The 14,362-nt window shown below is 51.7% G+C and carries 11 protein-coding genes; 10 read left to right on the top strand and 1 reads right to left on the bottom strand.

All coding sequences use genetic code 11. The annotated features are described in order from the left end of the window. The first annotated feature begins 274 nt into the window (after positions 1-274). From J7E85_RS06870 to J7E85_RS06825, 10 genes are all read left to right on the top strand, one after another. Entirely contained in the window at positions 275-3,949 is a 3,675-nt protein-coding gene (locus J7E85_RS06870) for a nitrate reductase subunit alpha (RefSeq protein WP_215156226.1), read from the top strand. After that, a complete protein-coding gene (narH, locus tag J7E85_RS06865; protein ID WP_215156224.1) occupies positions 3,939-5,474 on the top strand; it encodes a nitrate reductase subunit beta in 1,536 nt (511 codons plus the stop codon). The genes J7E85_RS06870 and narH overlap by 11 nt, the downstream gene beginning before the upstream one ends. Continuing rightward, positions 5,467-6,045, top strand: a complete 579-nt coding sequence (gene narJ, locus J7E85_RS06860) for a nitrate reductase molybdenum cofactor assembly chaperone (RefSeq protein ID WP_215156222.1) — start codon at positions 5,467-5,469, stop codon at positions 6,043-6,045. Before narH ends, narJ begins: the two co-directional genes overlap by 8 nt. Next, on the top strand, positions 6,032-6,724 hold the full coding sequence (narI, locus tag J7E85_RS06855) for a respiratory nitrate reductase subunit gamma (RefSeq protein ID WP_215156213.1): 693 nt from the start codon (positions 6,032-6,034) through the stop codon (positions 6,722-6,724). The genes narJ and narI overlap by 14 nt, the downstream gene beginning before the upstream one ends. A 52-nt stretch (positions 6,725-6,776) precedes the next feature. Then, positions 6,777-7,241: a GAF domain-containing protein gene (locus J7E85_RS06850; RefSeq protein ID WP_215156211.1), complete on the top strand. Its 465-nt coding sequence runs from the start codon at positions 6,777-6,779 to the stop codon at positions 7,239-7,241. Further along, positions 7,238-8,320, top strand: a complete 1,083-nt coding sequence (locus tag J7E85_RS06845; protein WP_215156209.1) for a sensor histidine kinase — start codon at positions 7,238-7,240, stop codon at positions 8,318-8,320. The genes J7E85_RS06850 and J7E85_RS06845 overlap by 4 nt, the downstream gene beginning before the upstream one ends. After that, a complete protein-coding gene (locus J7E85_RS06840; RefSeq protein WP_215156207.1) occupies positions 8,317-8,964 on the top strand; it encodes a response regulator transcription factor in 648 nt (215 codons plus the stop codon). Before J7E85_RS06845 ends, J7E85_RS06840 begins: the two co-directional genes overlap by 4 nt. A 167-nt stretch (positions 8,965-9,131) precedes the next feature. Beyond that, positions 9,132-10,646, top strand: coding sequence for a nitrate/nitrite transporter (locus J7E85_RS06835; RefSeq protein ID WP_215156258.1), 1,515 nt, complete (start codon positions 9,132-9,134; stop codon positions 10,644-10,646). A 51-nt stretch (positions 10,647-10,697) separates the two neighbouring features. Further along, entirely contained in the window at positions 10,698-11,423 is a 726-nt protein-coding gene (locus tag J7E85_RS06830; RefSeq protein WP_215156205.1) for a YwiC-like family protein, read from the top strand. Positions 11,424-11,503: 80 nt separating this feature from the next. Further along, complete coding sequence (locus tag J7E85_RS06825) at positions 11,504-11,740, top strand: DUF6953 family protein (protein ID WP_076320777.1); 237 nt, start codon at positions 11,504-11,506, stop codon at positions 11,738-11,740. Between the two features lie 110 nt (positions 11,741-11,850). Here J7E85_RS06825 and J7E85_RS06820 read toward each other — a convergent pair whose 3' ends face one another. Next, positions 11,851-14,340 (bottom strand): glycoside hydrolase family 38 N-terminal domain-containing protein, encoded by a 2,490-nt coding sequence (locus J7E85_RS06820; protein WP_215156203.1) that lies wholly within the window; start codon positions 14,338-14,340, stop codon positions 11,851-11,853. Positions 14,341-14,362: the final 22 nt, after the last annotated feature.

The following is a 14,362-nucleotide window of genomic DNA, read 5'->3' as shown; positions in this document are numbered from 1 at the left end:
AATTGTTAGACAGCCTGACGTACAGATCTGTGAGAGGCCCATGCAATTGCGCATGGGTCTACTCGATTTCCGTTCAAAAAGCGCTCCGTGCACGACTCGCTCCTTTCGATGGGGCAGTCCGGGCGACAATCCATCAACAAGGGAATTCTCGGAGGAATATAGGTGTTTCCCTAATAGGAACGAAAGAAGAGGCCACTCATAATTAAGTTATACGAAGGACGGCACATTGATTCCCCAATCATTGTCATTCAAGCAGAAGGAGTTGAACTGTCCTATGAAACGAAAGTCGGGGCTGAAGTTCTTCAAGAGGATGGAAAGCTATTCTGACAATTGGTCCGTTCTGGAGGAGAAAAGCAGGGAATGGGAAGATATGTACCGCAAGCGCTGGTCGCATGACAAAGTGGTACGGACGACGCATGGTGTGAACTGCACAGGCTCCTGCAGCTGGAAGGTTTTTGTGAAGAACGGGATCATCACTTGGGAAAACCAGCAGATTGATTATCCTTCTTGCGGGCCGGATATGCCGGAATTCGAACCGCGCGGATGCCCGCGTGGAGCTTCATTTTCCTGGTATGAATACAGTCCGCTGCGAGTGAAATACCCTTATATGCGCGGCCGGCTATGGCATATGTGGAAAGAGGCCTTAAGCCAACACAGCGATCCGATCGCCGCTTGGGCCAGCATCGTCGAAGATCCGGAGAAGTCCAAGTCCTATAAACAAGCGCGGGGTAAAGGCGGTCATGTCCGTGTGTCCTGGCAGGAGGCCACGAAGCTGATCTCCGCACAGCTCATTTATACGATCCGCCAATACGGGCCAGACCGGATTGCCGGGTTTACACCCATTCCGGCCATGTCGATGATCAGTTATGCTTCAGGGGCCAGATTTATTTCCCTGCTTGGGGGAGAAATGCTCAGCTTCTATGACTGGTATGCGGACTTGCCGCCGGCATCTCCACAAATCTGGGGAGAGCAGACGGATGTGCCGGAATCCAGCGATTGGTACAATGCCGGTTACCTTATTATGTGGGGCTCGAACGTGCCGTTAACGCGGACGCCGGACGCCCACTTCATGACGGAGGTGCGGTACAAAGGCACGAAGGTTGTGTCGGTCGCGCCGGACTATGCCGAGAACGTCAAGTTCGCGGACAACTGGCTGGCTCCGAATCCCGGAACCGATGCCGCAATTGCACAGGCCATGACGCATGTTATCTTAAAAGAATTCTATCATGAGCGTCAGGAACCGATGTTCCTGAATTATGCAAAACAATATACAGATATGCCTTTCCTCATTCTATTGGATGAGTTTGAGGGGGGATACAAGGCGGGACGCTTCCTGCGGGCAAGCGATCTGGGCGATACCACGCAGCATGCCGAGTGGAAGCCGGTGATTATCGACGAGAACACAAATGAAGTCACGGTTCCGAACGGCACGATGGGACAGCGCTGGGAGCAGGACAAGAAATGGAACCTGATCCTGGAGCGCGAGGACGGCTCGGTCATTGCGCCGGCGCTGTCTGTGGAGCCTCAGGGTGGGGAGCGGCAGACGATTTCCTTCCCGTTCTTCGACAACAACGCCAATGGCACCTTCGAACGCCATATTCCGGCGAAGACCATTCAGCTGGCGGACGGGACGCAGCGTCTGGTGGTAACGGTATACGATCTGATGCTGAGCCAGTATGGCATTGGACAGGCAGACAGCGGGCTGGATGCAGACGGATACAAGGATGCCGACTCCTTCTATACCCCGGCCTGGCAGGAAAAAATCACGGGTGTGAAGCCATCCATCGTGGTTCAGATTGCCCGGGAGTTTGCGCAGAATTCGCTGGAAACCGGCGGTCGATCGATGATCATCATGGGCGCCGGGATTAACCACTGGTTTAACAGTGACACGATCTACCGTTCCATTTTGAATCTGGTCATTCTAACGGCGTCCCAAGGCGTAAACGGCGGCGGCTGGGCGCATTACGTTGGCCAGGAAAAATGCCGCCCGATCGAGGGCTGGTCCACGGTTGCCTTCGCTAAAGACTGGCAGGGACCGCCGCGTCAGCAAAACGCGACATCGTTCTTTTATTTTGCGACCGACCAATGGAAGTACGAAGAAATGGGAGCCGATTCTCTGAAATCGCCAACGGGCGGGGAGATCCGTTACCAGCATCCGGCGGATTACAATGTGCTTGCCGCGAGACTTGGATGGCTTCCATCTTACCCGCAGTTCAACAAAAACAGCTTGAAGTTTGCGGAGGAAGCAGCGCAGCAGGGGAAAACCACCCATGAGGAAATTGTGAAGCATACGCTTGCGCAAATTATCTCTGGAGAGACCCGGTTTGCGGCAGAGGATCCGGGTGCGCCGGAAAACTATCCGCGTTCGCTGTTCGTATGGCGCTCGAATCTGATTTCAAGCTCCGCCAAGGGTCAGGAATATTTCATGAAGCATTTACTGGGCGCTTCTGACAGCCTGCTCTCGACGCCGAATGAAGAGGATAAGCCGGAAGAAATGGTCTGGCGCGAAGAAGTCGAAGGCAAGCTGGATCTGCTTGTTGCTTTGGACTTCCGGATGACATCAACTCCGATGTACGCAGATGTAGTCCTTCCTGCAGCAACCTGGTATGAGAAAACGGACTTGTCTTCAACCGATATGCATCCTTTTGTGCATCCGTTTAATCCGGCAGTGGATCCCCTCTGGGAATCCCGGTCGGACTGGGATATATACCGAACGATTGCCGAAGTCTTCTCAGACATGGCGAAGACCCATCTTCCGGGAATATATAAGGACCTGGTCACCACACCGCTCTCTCATGACTCCATAAGTGAGATCGCCCAGCCATACGGTGAAGTGAAGGATTGGCGCAAAGGGGAGATTGAGGCCGTACCTGGCAAAACGATGCCTAATCTGACAGTGGTTGAGCGGGACTATACTAAAATTCATGACAAATATATTACGCTCGGCCCGAACCTGGCTACTGGCAAAGTCGGAGCGCATGGCGTCAGCTTCTCGGTCGCCGACGAGTACGAAGAGCTGAAGCGTTTGAACGGAACTTATTACGATGACACGATCAAGAATGGCCTGCCCAAACTTCATACGGCACGAAATGCGGCGGATGCCATTTTGAATCTGTCTTCGGCCACGAATGGCAAGGTATCGCAGCGAGCCTGGGAATCAGCGGAGCAGGACACCGGCGTGCAATTGAAAGACATTTCCGCGGACCGCGCCGCAGAGCGCATCACGTTCCAGAGCATCACGGCCCAGCCGCGGGAAGTCATTCCGACGCCGGTATTCAGCGGATCGAACAAAATGGGCAGAAGATATTCCCCGTTCACAACGAATATTGAACGGCTCGTGCCGTTCCGTACGCTGACCGGCAGACAGCATTTTTATATCGATCACGAAATTTTCCTGCAGTTTGGAGAGGCGCTGCCGGTGTATAAACCGACACTTCCGCCAATGGTGTTCGGACCGCGCGACAAGCAGATTACCGGGGGGAAGGATACACTCGTGCTCCGATATCTGACGCCGCATGGCAAATGGAACATTCACAGCACCTATCAGGATAATCTGCACATGCTGACACTGTTCCGCGGAGGCCCGACGGTATGGATTAACAACGATGATGCAGCGGCTCACGACATTCAGGACAACGATTGGCTGGAAGTATACAACCGCAACGGCGTCGTCACCGCCCGCGCCGTCGTCAGCCACCGGATGCCGAAAGGCACGATGTACATGTATCACGCGCAGGATAAACACATCAACGTGCCGGGCTCGGAAATTACGAAGGATCGCGGCGGCAGCCACAACGCGCCGACGAGAATCCATGTGAAGCCGACCCAGATGGTTGGGGGCTATGCACAGCTCAGCTATGGATTTAACTACTACGGACCGATCGGCAACCAGCGGGATGTGTACGTGGCTGTCCGCAAAATGAAAGAGGTGGATTGGCTTGAAGATTAAGGCACAAGTCGCCATGGTCATGAATCTGGATAAATGCATTGGCTGCCATACGTGCAGCGTTACCTGCAAGAGCACCTGGACGAACCGTCCGGGTGCGGAATATATGTGGTTCAACAACGTGGAAACGAAGCCGGGTGTAGGCTATCCGATCCGCTGGGAAGACCAGGAGAAATACAAGGGAGGCTGGACACTGAAAAAGGGAAAGCTGCAGCTGAAATCCGGCAGCAAGCTGTCCAAAATCGCGCTCGGCAAAATCTTTTACAATCCGGATATGCCGGAAATGAAAGATTACTATGAGCCGTGGACTTATAACTATGAGCATCTAACGAATGCCGGAGAGAAGAAGCATCAGCCGGTGGCCCGTCCGAAATCGGCGGTAACCGGCGAGACGATGAATCTGGAATGGGGTCCGAACTGGGAAGACGATCTGGCGGGAGCCCATGTGACCGGCCCGAAGGATCCGAATATTGAAAAGATCGAGGAAGAAATCAAGTTCAACTTTGAGCAGGCATTCATGATGTATCTGCCTCGCCTGTGCGAGCATTGCCTGAACCCGAGCTGCGTAGCATCCTGTCCTTCCGGTGCCATGTACAAGCGGGATGAAGACGGCATCGTCCTGGTGGACCAGGAAGCCTGCCGCGGCTGGCGGTACTGCATGACAGGCTGTCCGTACAAAAAGGTGTATTTCAACTGGAAAACGAATAAAGCCGAGAAATGCACCTTCTGTTTTCCGAGAATTGAAGCCGGGCTGCCTACGGTATGCTCCGAAACCTGTACTGGACGTATCCGATACTTGGGCGTGCTGCTGTACGATGCTGACAAGGTACAGGAGGCAGCCTCCACGCCGGATGAGATGGATCTCTATCAGGCCCAGTGCGATCTGTTCCTGGATCCGCATGATCCGGCAGTGATTGAGCAGGCGCGCAAGGACGGATTAACCGAAGAATGGATCGAAGCTGCCCAAAACTCACCCGTTTATAAACTGGCCATTGAGTACAAGCTGGCCTTTCCGCTCCATCCGGAATACCGGACGCTGCCAATGGTTTGGTACGTACCACCGCTCAGTCCGATCATGAACTATTTTGAAGGCAGGGATTCGATCGAGAATCCGGACATGATTTTCCCGGCGATCGAAGAGATGCGTACACCGATTCAGTATCTCGCGAATCTGCTCACGGCAGGGGACACGGTTACGGTGAAGGAAGCCCTCCAAAAAATGGCGATGATGCGTTCTTATATGCGCGCGCAATCGTCAGGGACTGAGTTTGATGAGACGCGGCTAGAACGGGTTGGGTTGACCGCCCATCAAATGACGCAGATGTATCGGCTGCTCGCCATCGCTAAATACGATGACCGGTTTGTGGTCCCGACCTCACATAAAGAAAGCCATATGGATGTTTACCGTTCACAGGGCTCCGAAGGCTTTAGCGCAAGCTGCGGCGGCTGCGGTCCGGAAGGACTGCAGGGCAAAACGGGCAAAGAGCAGTACGAAGAAAACTTCTACGGGGGGATCTGGCGTGATTAATCTCGGAATGCTGCATGAGTATAAACATGTTTTCGGTTTTTTCGCTCAGCAGCTCACGTATCCGGAAAAGCTGGATTTCCATCCGTCGGTCATGGAGGAGTCGCTTGGCTCCTCAGACCCGGCCTATGAATCCGTCAGAACGTACTGGACGGCCATGCATGAATACAGCATAGAAGAGATTGAAGAGCTGTATGTCCAGACCTTCGACTTTCAGGCGAAATCTACATTGTACATGACCTTTTATAAATTTGAGGATGGCCGGGAACGTGGCCAGATGCTCGCCAAACTTAAAGAGACGTATGAGATGTTTGGCCTGGGCATCGAGGGGTCGGAATTATCAGATTATCTTCCGCTGATGTGCGAGTTTATATATGCGGCGAATTGGCAGGGTCGCGAGAAGGAAGTGGCAGCGAGCCTGGATTTGATGATGGCTGTAATGGAAGACGGCACTTATCATCTGCTAAAAGCTTTGGAGAAGTATAAGAGTCCGTATCTTTATCTCATTCAAGGTCTGCGTGAGACGTTCAAAGCATGTTTCAATCAGGAGGCGGCAGATCATGAGCATGGTTAATCAGTTTCTGTGGGTCATCTTTCCTTATATCTGCCTTGCTGTGTTTATTGTCGGTCATATTTACCGTTACCGTACAGACCAATTCAACTGGACGGCAAAATCCAGCGAGTTTATCGAGAAGAAACATCTCAAGCTGGGCAGTCTCATGTTTCATTTAGGCATCATACCGGTTATCGGGGGTCACGTCGCAGGCTTGGCCGTCCCTCAATCCTGGATGGAGTCGCTGGGCATCAGTGATCATATGTACCACATCGGGGCGGTGTATATCGGAAGCGCATTTGGCTTTCTAACCCTGGCAGGTATGGTATTGTTAACTGCCAGGCGGTTCACCATTCGAAATGTGCGAAAACTCAGCAGCGCTTCCGATATGATGGTTAATGTCCTCCTGCTGTTTATCGTATTTATGGGGATGTACAGCACGCTGGTTACGAACGCGGTACAGCCGGAATTCAATTATCGGGAGTCGGTATCCGTGTGGTTCCGTGGATTGTTTATGCTCCGTCCAGATGCTTCGTTGATGGTGAATGTGCCGCTGGCGTTTAAAATTCACATTTTGGCCGGATTTGGCATTTTTGGCTTATGGCCGTTTACCCGATTGGTGCATGTGTGGAGTGTTCCGTTGAATTATGTGGGTAGAAGATATATCCTGTATAGAAAGCACCGTAAATTTGAATCGTAGAGCGGAAGAAGGCTTTTTTGGCCTTCTTTTCTACGTCAGAGGAGTAATGGAAATGAAGAATCAGCCGATCTTTAACTACCAAAGTGAAATGGATAAGCTTCGTGCCCGGTTTCAATTCGATTTCGTGTCCATGGCATTGGTGCAGCCGGCTGAAGACCGATTTGTATTGACCTGGCAGTATGCCTCGGGAAATATAAATGAGAGATATAAGCGCATCGTTTTACATTCCGGCAAAGGCATCGCCGGCATGGTGTTTAAGACAGGAAAGCCGATGCTGATTCAAAACGTGAATGCTGATATTGAATCAAGGGACTTGTATAATTATCCAATTATTGTTGCCGAGCAGTTGAAAAGCCTTGGTGCAGTACCACTGTGGGAAGGCTCTCGCGTCAGGGGTGTTTTACTTGTGGGATATCGCAAGGAAAACGTGCTGGATCCAAAGTCCTTTGAATCGTTTCAGGAAGGAATAGGAACGGAATTTGGTGCTTTTTATGCCAAGGAGGTATCACGGCCTTGATTCAAATGACGGATGAGCATTTAAGCGAATTGCTTAGAAATATGTATCATAATAGCATGGAAGCCATTTTTTTTATTGACGAAAAGGGCAGCGTGGTGGCTATGAATCCAGCCGCAGAGAACATTCTTGACATTGAAGTGATCGAGAGGATGCAGTCTGGTGCGGATGGTTCCTTCTGCCAAACCTGCAAAGGGTACACCGATGAACAGGATCTCATAACCTGCTCCACATGCTATCTGGATTATCCGGATGGCGAGTTTTCGTCGTTCCAAGTCTATTTGAAGACACGCGGCGAAGGAATCGTTCCCTATGCGGCCAGTTACCATATCATCGATGAAGCTCGCGGCATCCGGGTGATGATGCTTCTCGACCTGACGAAGCAGCAGAAGACACAGGAAATGCTGCAGCGGACGAATATGCTGAAATATGTTATCAAGGCACAGGAGGACGAGCGCAAGCGGATATCCCGCGAACTTCATGATAGCGTGGCTCAAGAGCTATTGAGCTCACTGGTCGACCTGCGTGTCCTTAAATATATGAATGTGGGCGAGGATGTGCTCAAGAAACTGCGCCAGACCGAGGTGTCTTTAACCAGGCTTCTGGATGATATCCGGCATTTATCCGTTGAACTCAGACCGGCTTCATTAGATGATTTGGGGCTTGAGGCTGCATTCCGCTCCCATTTTAAATGGATTGGAAAGAACTACGGAGTGCTTGTTGAATTCTCTGCGGAGTTAGCGGCAGCCCGCTACGGCAGCGAGATTGAAACAGTTGTGTACCGGGTATGCCAGGAAGCGGTGCTGAATGCCATGAAATATTCAGGAACGGATGAGGTACATGTACGCTTATGTGAAGTGAATGGCTACCTTCAGTTAACCGTCCGGGACCGTGGAGTCGGGTTTAACAGGGTCATTGATGAAGCTAAGGGAACCGGACTGGGACTGTACGGGATGCGCGAACGCGCAGAGCTCGTCGGTGGTCAGTTTATTTTGCTGTCCGCTCCCGGTGAGGGTACAACGATTCAGCTTAACATTCCGCTTACGAATGGTGACGACAAGCCGGAGGTGATGGGTACATGAAAATTGTGATTGCGGATGATCATGCCGTGGTCCGCAGCGGATTTTCCATGATTCTGAATTACCAGGAAGATATGGAGGTCGTTGCGACGGCGGCAGACGGCATGGAGGCTTACACCATGGTGGCGAAGCACCGGCCGAATGTGCTGTTGATGGATTTAAGCATGCCTCCGGGCGAAAGCGGACTGATTGCAACCGGCAAGATCAGCAGTGAATTTCCAGACACGAAAATTCTGATTCTAACCATGTATGATGATGATGATTACCTGTTTCATGTTTTAAAAAACGGTGCTTCAGGTTACGTACTCAAAAATGCACCAGATGATGAATTAATCTCCGCTATCCGCATGGTGCATAAGGGAGGGACCTATATCCATCCCCAGATGGCTACTTCCCTGGTTCGGGAGTTTATTAAGAAAGATAGCGAGAGTGCGGACCAAGATCCGTTTAACAGTCTTTCCAAACGGGAGATTGAGATCCTGCCCCTGATCGCCAAGGGTTATGGCAATAAGGAGATTGCGGAAAAACTTTTTGTATCGGTCAAGACGGTGGAAGCGCACAAGGCCAAGATTATGGACAAGCTGAATTTGAAAAGCCGTCCGGAGTTAGTGGAATATGCATTGAAGAAAAAATTGCTGGATTTTTAGTCCTTACGTATATAAAAAGGGCGCAATAAAGGGTTGTTGCTTTAAGGAATAGGGAAGTTCCCCGGAGAGATTCAGGGAACTTCCCTATTAGCATTGTGAATAGGTGCACGTACAATAGGAGCTGGGGATCAATTGCCATTCATTATGCTTTAGAAAAGGTGATGGAAATGATCAAAAAGCTGCAGCTTCCGCTGCAAACAATGAATCTGGTGCTTGGCTTTATGGTATGGGTCATCATCTCCGCGCTCTTGCCGTTTATTCGAGAAGATATCTCCATTCCGGCAGACCGCCTCGCTATTCTGACGGCAATTCCGGTGGTGCTGGGTTCGGTCCTCCGGATTCCGCTTGGCTATTACGCCAATGTCGTGGGAGCACGAATTGTTTTTATCGTCAGCTTTATCCTGCTGCTGTTTCCGGTTTATTTTATCAGCTCGGCTTCATCCTTTACGCATTTGGTTATCGGTGGCTTGTTTCTGGGGATCGGGGGAGCCGTGTTCTCGGTCGGTGTGACCTCATTGCCTAAATACTATGCGAAAGAAAAGCTGGGGCTCGTTAATGGGATTTACGGGATGGGCAATATTGGCACCGCCATTACCACGTTTGCTGCACCGGTCATCGCGACTCAGATCGGATGGTCCAAAACCGTCCAGCTGTATTTGGTTCTGCTGCTGATATTTGCCGTGCTAAATGCACTCTTAGGTGACCGTAAAGAAATTAAGGTGAAAACACCGATTATGGAACAGATCAAGGGTGTATATAAAAATGAAAAACTGTGGTTTTTCTCTCTTTTTTATTTCATTACATTCGGTTCGTTCGTAGCCTTTACGGTGTACTTGCCGAACTTCCTGGTTACCCATTTCGAGCTTGCGAAGGTAGACGCCGGGATGCGGACGGCAGGGTTCATTTTGGTAGCCACTTTACTACGTCCTGTAGGCGGCTGGCTTGCAGATAAATTTAAACCGCTATTCTTATTAATGGGCGTATTCTTAGGGCTCACGGCTGCGGCCATCCTGTTGGCATTCTCTCCGTCCATTGGTTTGTATACGGCCGGTTGCTTAACCATTGCCGTTGGTGCCGGTCTCGGAAACGGGGTTATTTTCAAACTCGTGCCCCTTTATTTCAACAAGCAGGCGGGCATTGTGAACGGTATTGTGTCCATGATGGGCGGCCTTGGCGGATTCTTCCCGCCGCTGATGCTTTCCTTCATCCATTCGGCTACGGGACAGTATTCCATTGGATTCATGGCCTTATCGCAGGTTGCGCTTGCCAGTTTCGTTATTGTGGTATGGATGTACTACCAGGACAAACTTTCCGTGCAATCCGAGGTGTTTAACTCCACCGGCCAGGGGATTTTGGTTACGGATCCGAACGGTAGGATCAATGCCGTCAATCCGGCATTCACGAAGTTAACCGGATATTCGGAGGAGGAAGTGCTCGGCAAAAATCCGAGCGTATTGAAGTCCGGAAGACAATCACCGGCGTTTTATCAGGCGATGTGGTCTGAAATCAGGGAACACGGGAGCTGGCAGGGGGAGATTTGGAACCGCCGGAAAGACGGAGAAGAGTACTTGGAGCTACTGACGATTAACGCGGTAAAGGACGAATCCGGTGACATCGTACAATATGTGGGTACCTTCAGCGATATTACTTATCAACCGACTGGCCGTTGTTCGAATGGCTGAAGATATAAATCATGATGGGTATGAGTTGATGGATTGGAGAGGGAGAGACGCATGAAAAAGACGAGGATTGTCATCCCACGGGAGCATGGTGGCTGGGCTATGGTCAGTGTACCCTATATCATAGGAATGGCGGCAGCCAAGCCGGTTCTGCTGCACCTCCCGCTATTTTTGGCCTGGTTATGTTTATACATGGCGTCCTATCCGTTTCTGCAATCCTTAAAGAAGACGTCCCAACGTAAAACTTGGATATCCTGGGGGATCGTGTATGCCCTTATCGCCGTTGTTTTTCTAATTCCGGTGCTTGTCTTCAAGCCGTCGATGCTCTGGTTTGCACCTGTGCTGCTCATCCTAATCATGGTGAATGTTTGGCATGTTCTTCAGAAAGCGGAGCGTGCGCTGTTAAATGATATTTGCGCGATTCTGCTGTTCTGTACCGGAGGCGCCGCAGCTTATATGCTGGGGGGCGGTGGTTTCGATCCGATGCTTGCCGCCGTCATTGTGTATAATTTCCTATATTTCACGGGCACCGTGTTCTTTGTCAAATCGGTCTTCCGTGAGCGGAAAAACAGGCGCTGGACGATATACGCAAGAATATATCATGCCGTCATGTTGGTTCTGCCGATCATCTTCGGGAATCCGTGGATGTGTCTACCATTCGTATTTCCGTTCATGAAGACGTTACTGTATTCCGGAAAAGCAATGAAACCGATGAAGGTCGGAATCATCGAGATTGCGGGTTCCGTCCAGTTTTTATTGCTGTCCATGATCTTGATGTAGTCTGCCGTTTTCATAAAAATCGATTCCATCGTCCATTCTGTTATAATAAGTGAAGGTATACAGAAGGGAACGATGTTCATATGACATATACAGCGCAGCAGGTGGCCGAATGGATGGTGGAGGAAATCCGGTTTACGGGTAATTTGTATCAGACAGAGGCCATCCGCTATGTACGCGAGAACTTCGGGGAAGAGTTTGTTTTCGTTAACGAAAATGGTAATGCCTCACTGTCCAAGGAAGTGAAGAAGGCATTCCGCAAACTGCATGGCGGTCGGATCGCTTGGGATCGTGACGGATTCATGTGGGCATGGACGTAATCTTGCTGTGGAAATAATAATAAGGGGAGAGGGGCCGGCTTGACGGCCATCCTGCCTGTCATAATGAGAACAGCTGCCTTGAAACCAGGGCAGCTGTTTTTCATTATGACTTATTTGATTCGGTGAACCGTGAATTGTCCGGTTGAAGCGTGCAGGGCTTTCACAGCCTGCTCCGGGTCCAGCTGGCGATGCCGCTCTAGCGCATAACGGAACTCGTAGAAGCCGCCGAGCGTCGCCTTGAAGTTGGTTTCCCAGTAGTTGGTCAATATCCAGGCATACGTGGAAGGACGGCTGTCCGCAGACTGCATGGTGTGGAGCAGCCGGGGGGCGTGCTCCAGCGTTCCCAGCTGTACGAGCGGCGTGTCTGTCATGGACAGAATGAGCGCTTCCCGTTCTTTGGCCGAGTGCCAGAATATTCCCTCTTGGACACTGGTGTAATCCAGGCAGGTTCCGGGAATCTGATCCTTCCATGGCCGGACATGACAGCCGGCTTTTTCTACATATAGCTCGGCTTCAGTGCCCATAGTGAATGGCAAAGCCACGTAAACATTCTCCGGCAGCCAGACGCTGTCCTTGTGGAAGCGGACGGACACCTCGACACGAGGTTGGTTCGCATACATCTTGATGTGTAGGGCATAGTAGCTGAGCCCTTTCACGTCAAAGACCAGCTCCACCAGGGCAAACAGCGGTCCGTTGTCCAGCACGGTGACTCGGGTCAAGCGTCCGGTATCCCGCTGGACGTTCGTGCCCTTCCGGTTGCGTCCCATGCGGCGGCGGGTTGAGCATATTTCGGACGGATTATGCTCATCCTGTGCCGGCGTTACCTCGTACACGGGGGTGAATGGCGCGTGCTCGCGTGCATCGTCCAGCAGGTCTGCCGAGCGTGTCTTATCGATCCATGCCGTAATGCCTTCGTTCATCTCCCATTCGATCCGGAAGGATTCGGATTCGATCGAACGCTTGCCCACAACGATTGGATATGGAGTTATGGGCTGAGTTTGGATGTCGGCAATTCCTTCGCATGCAATCGGTTCGGTGTTGCGCGCAGTCACCATGTTCCCGGAAGCGGAGAGTGCATCCGGTGTTTCGTGCGGATGGATGTACAAGATCCGGGACTCATCCGGTTTAAGTGAGAGCTGCGTGACAAGCGCCCCCGTGTGTGCCAATTGGTACGGTAGCGCCTGCCCGGTCGTTTCGTCGATGAGCTCGAACTTTTTCTTCAAGATCACATGTTCCCAACCATCCAGCGGGATGGCGACCTGCAGTGTCGCCGCGGCCGGCTCCGTGTTGATCACCTCGTAGCGCAAGGGACGATGAGGGGCAAGCAGTGCGCCCTGACGGACAACAAGCGTTTTATCCAGCGCCCGGTAAGCCAGCTTGCTGGCTTCGGCCGCATAGGCTTGCTTCCGCACCTCCAGCATTTGCACCTGCGGGTGCCATGGCTCATACACGGAGGAATGATAGCCCCATGTATGCTCCGCGTACATGGTCAGTGCCTGTGAGGCATCCTCGATCTCGGTCAGGCTTGCCGCACCATGGACCGGATCGAGCCGCTTGACCTTGCGAAGGGTGCGCTGGGCATCCCGGTAAATCTGGGTATGCATCGCTGTTGAAGCCACCCCATCGGTCCACCAGTCCGGCCAATCCCCCCGGTGTACCGGAAGCGCGGACAGGTCCTCCTGTTTCAATGCTGCAAAAAATTCGGACAGCGTAGCCATCTTAATGGTGATTTGGTCGCCGTATTGTTCATTCCAATTCGTAATCCACTCCGCGATATCCGCATTCGGGGATGCATTGTCCGTGCCTAGGCCTGAGACCATGACCGGAACGAAGGAGTAGGGGTAGGATTCCTGCTCGAGATTCCATAAATACCGGTTAATCCGTAAAGCAGCGATGTCGTTATGACGTTGTTCAGGCTCCATCAGGTTATGCTGAAGCTCGTCTTTGATGATGTATTTACCCAGTGCATCCGGACAGAACCCGAGCTCGTTGCCGAACATATAATGTTCGCCGTTCCAAACAAGCAGCTTGCCGCCACTTGGACTTTCCCACCAGAACGGCGTTTGTTTGCGGCCCAGCGGATACATGCCGTGATGCGTATGGATGCAGGAAAACAGGTGCTCGATGTTATGTTGCAGCAGGCTTTCGGCATACCCCCAGCTGTACCCGTTAATGTCGGCGGTCATGGCGCTGTCGATCCGATGTCCGAAGGTCTCCGCGAACCTTTGCGCCTTGCCGTGATTCCGCAGAAGGAGGTCGAAATCCGGGAGCTCGGTCATATTGAGATAGGTTCCGGACAGTTCGATATCGCCACGTTTCACCGCTTGTTGAAAAGCTTCTTTCTCTGCCGGAGTTGCTGCTTCGAGAAATTTCTCCACGGCCCAGAAGGTCTCGCAGGTCCAGCGGAATGTTTTCCATTCCGGGCGCTCCCCGCGGTGTGCGGCTTCCGTGATGTCTAGTGCCTGGCGGATAAAATCCACATGGTATTGCTCAATTCTTTCTTGGCGCTCGGTGTAGCCGATATCTGTGTGGGAATGATGGATGACATAGATCGTCCAGGGGCGGGCGGGTCGATGACCGCCTTGCGTGGATAGGTTCATAATATTGGTGACCTCCTATAAA

The organism is Paenibacillus sp. ISL-20 (assembly GCF_018613005.1).
In the GTDB taxonomy this organism is placed as follows: Bacteria; Bacillota; Bacilli; order Paenibacillales; family Paenibacillaceae; genus Paenibacillus_AQ.
The sequence above is the reverse complement of the archived record's forward strand: the minus strand, read 5'-3'. Positions and strand labels throughout refer to the sequence as shown.

Excerpts from the sequence above, each read along its gene's own strand:
- J7E85_RS06870 (WP_215156226.1), top strand. The coding sequence starts at position 275 with ATGAAACGAAAGTCGGGGCTGAAGTTCTTCAAGAGGATGGAAAGCTAT.
- narI (WP_215156213.1), top strand. The coding sequence starts at position 6,032 with ATGAGCATGGTTAATCAGTTTCTGTGGGTCATCTTTCCTTATATCTGC.
- J7E85_RS06850 (WP_215156211.1), top strand. The coding sequence starts at position 6,777 with ATGAAGAATCAGCCGATCTTTAACTACCAAAGTGAAATGGATAAGCTT.
- J7E85_RS06840 (WP_215156207.1), top strand. The coding sequence starts at position 8,317 with ATGAAAATTGTGATTGCGGATGATCATGCCGTGGTCCGCAGCGGATTT.
- J7E85_RS06835 (WP_215156258.1), top strand. The coding sequence starts at position 9,132 with ATGATCAAAAAGCTGCAGCTTCCGCTGCAAACAATGAATCTGGTGCTT.
- J7E85_RS06830 (WP_215156205.1), top strand. The coding sequence starts at position 10,698 with ATGAAAAAGACGAGGATTGTCATCCCACGGGAGCATGGTGGCTGGGCT.
- J7E85_RS06825 (WP_076320777.1), top strand. The coding sequence starts at position 11,504 with ATGACATATACAGCGCAGCAGGTGGCCGAATGGATGGTGGAGGAAATC.
- J7E85_RS06820 (WP_215156203.1), bottom strand. The coding sequence starts at position 14,340 with ATGAACCTATCCACGCAAGGCGGTCATCGACCCGCCCGCCCCTGGACG.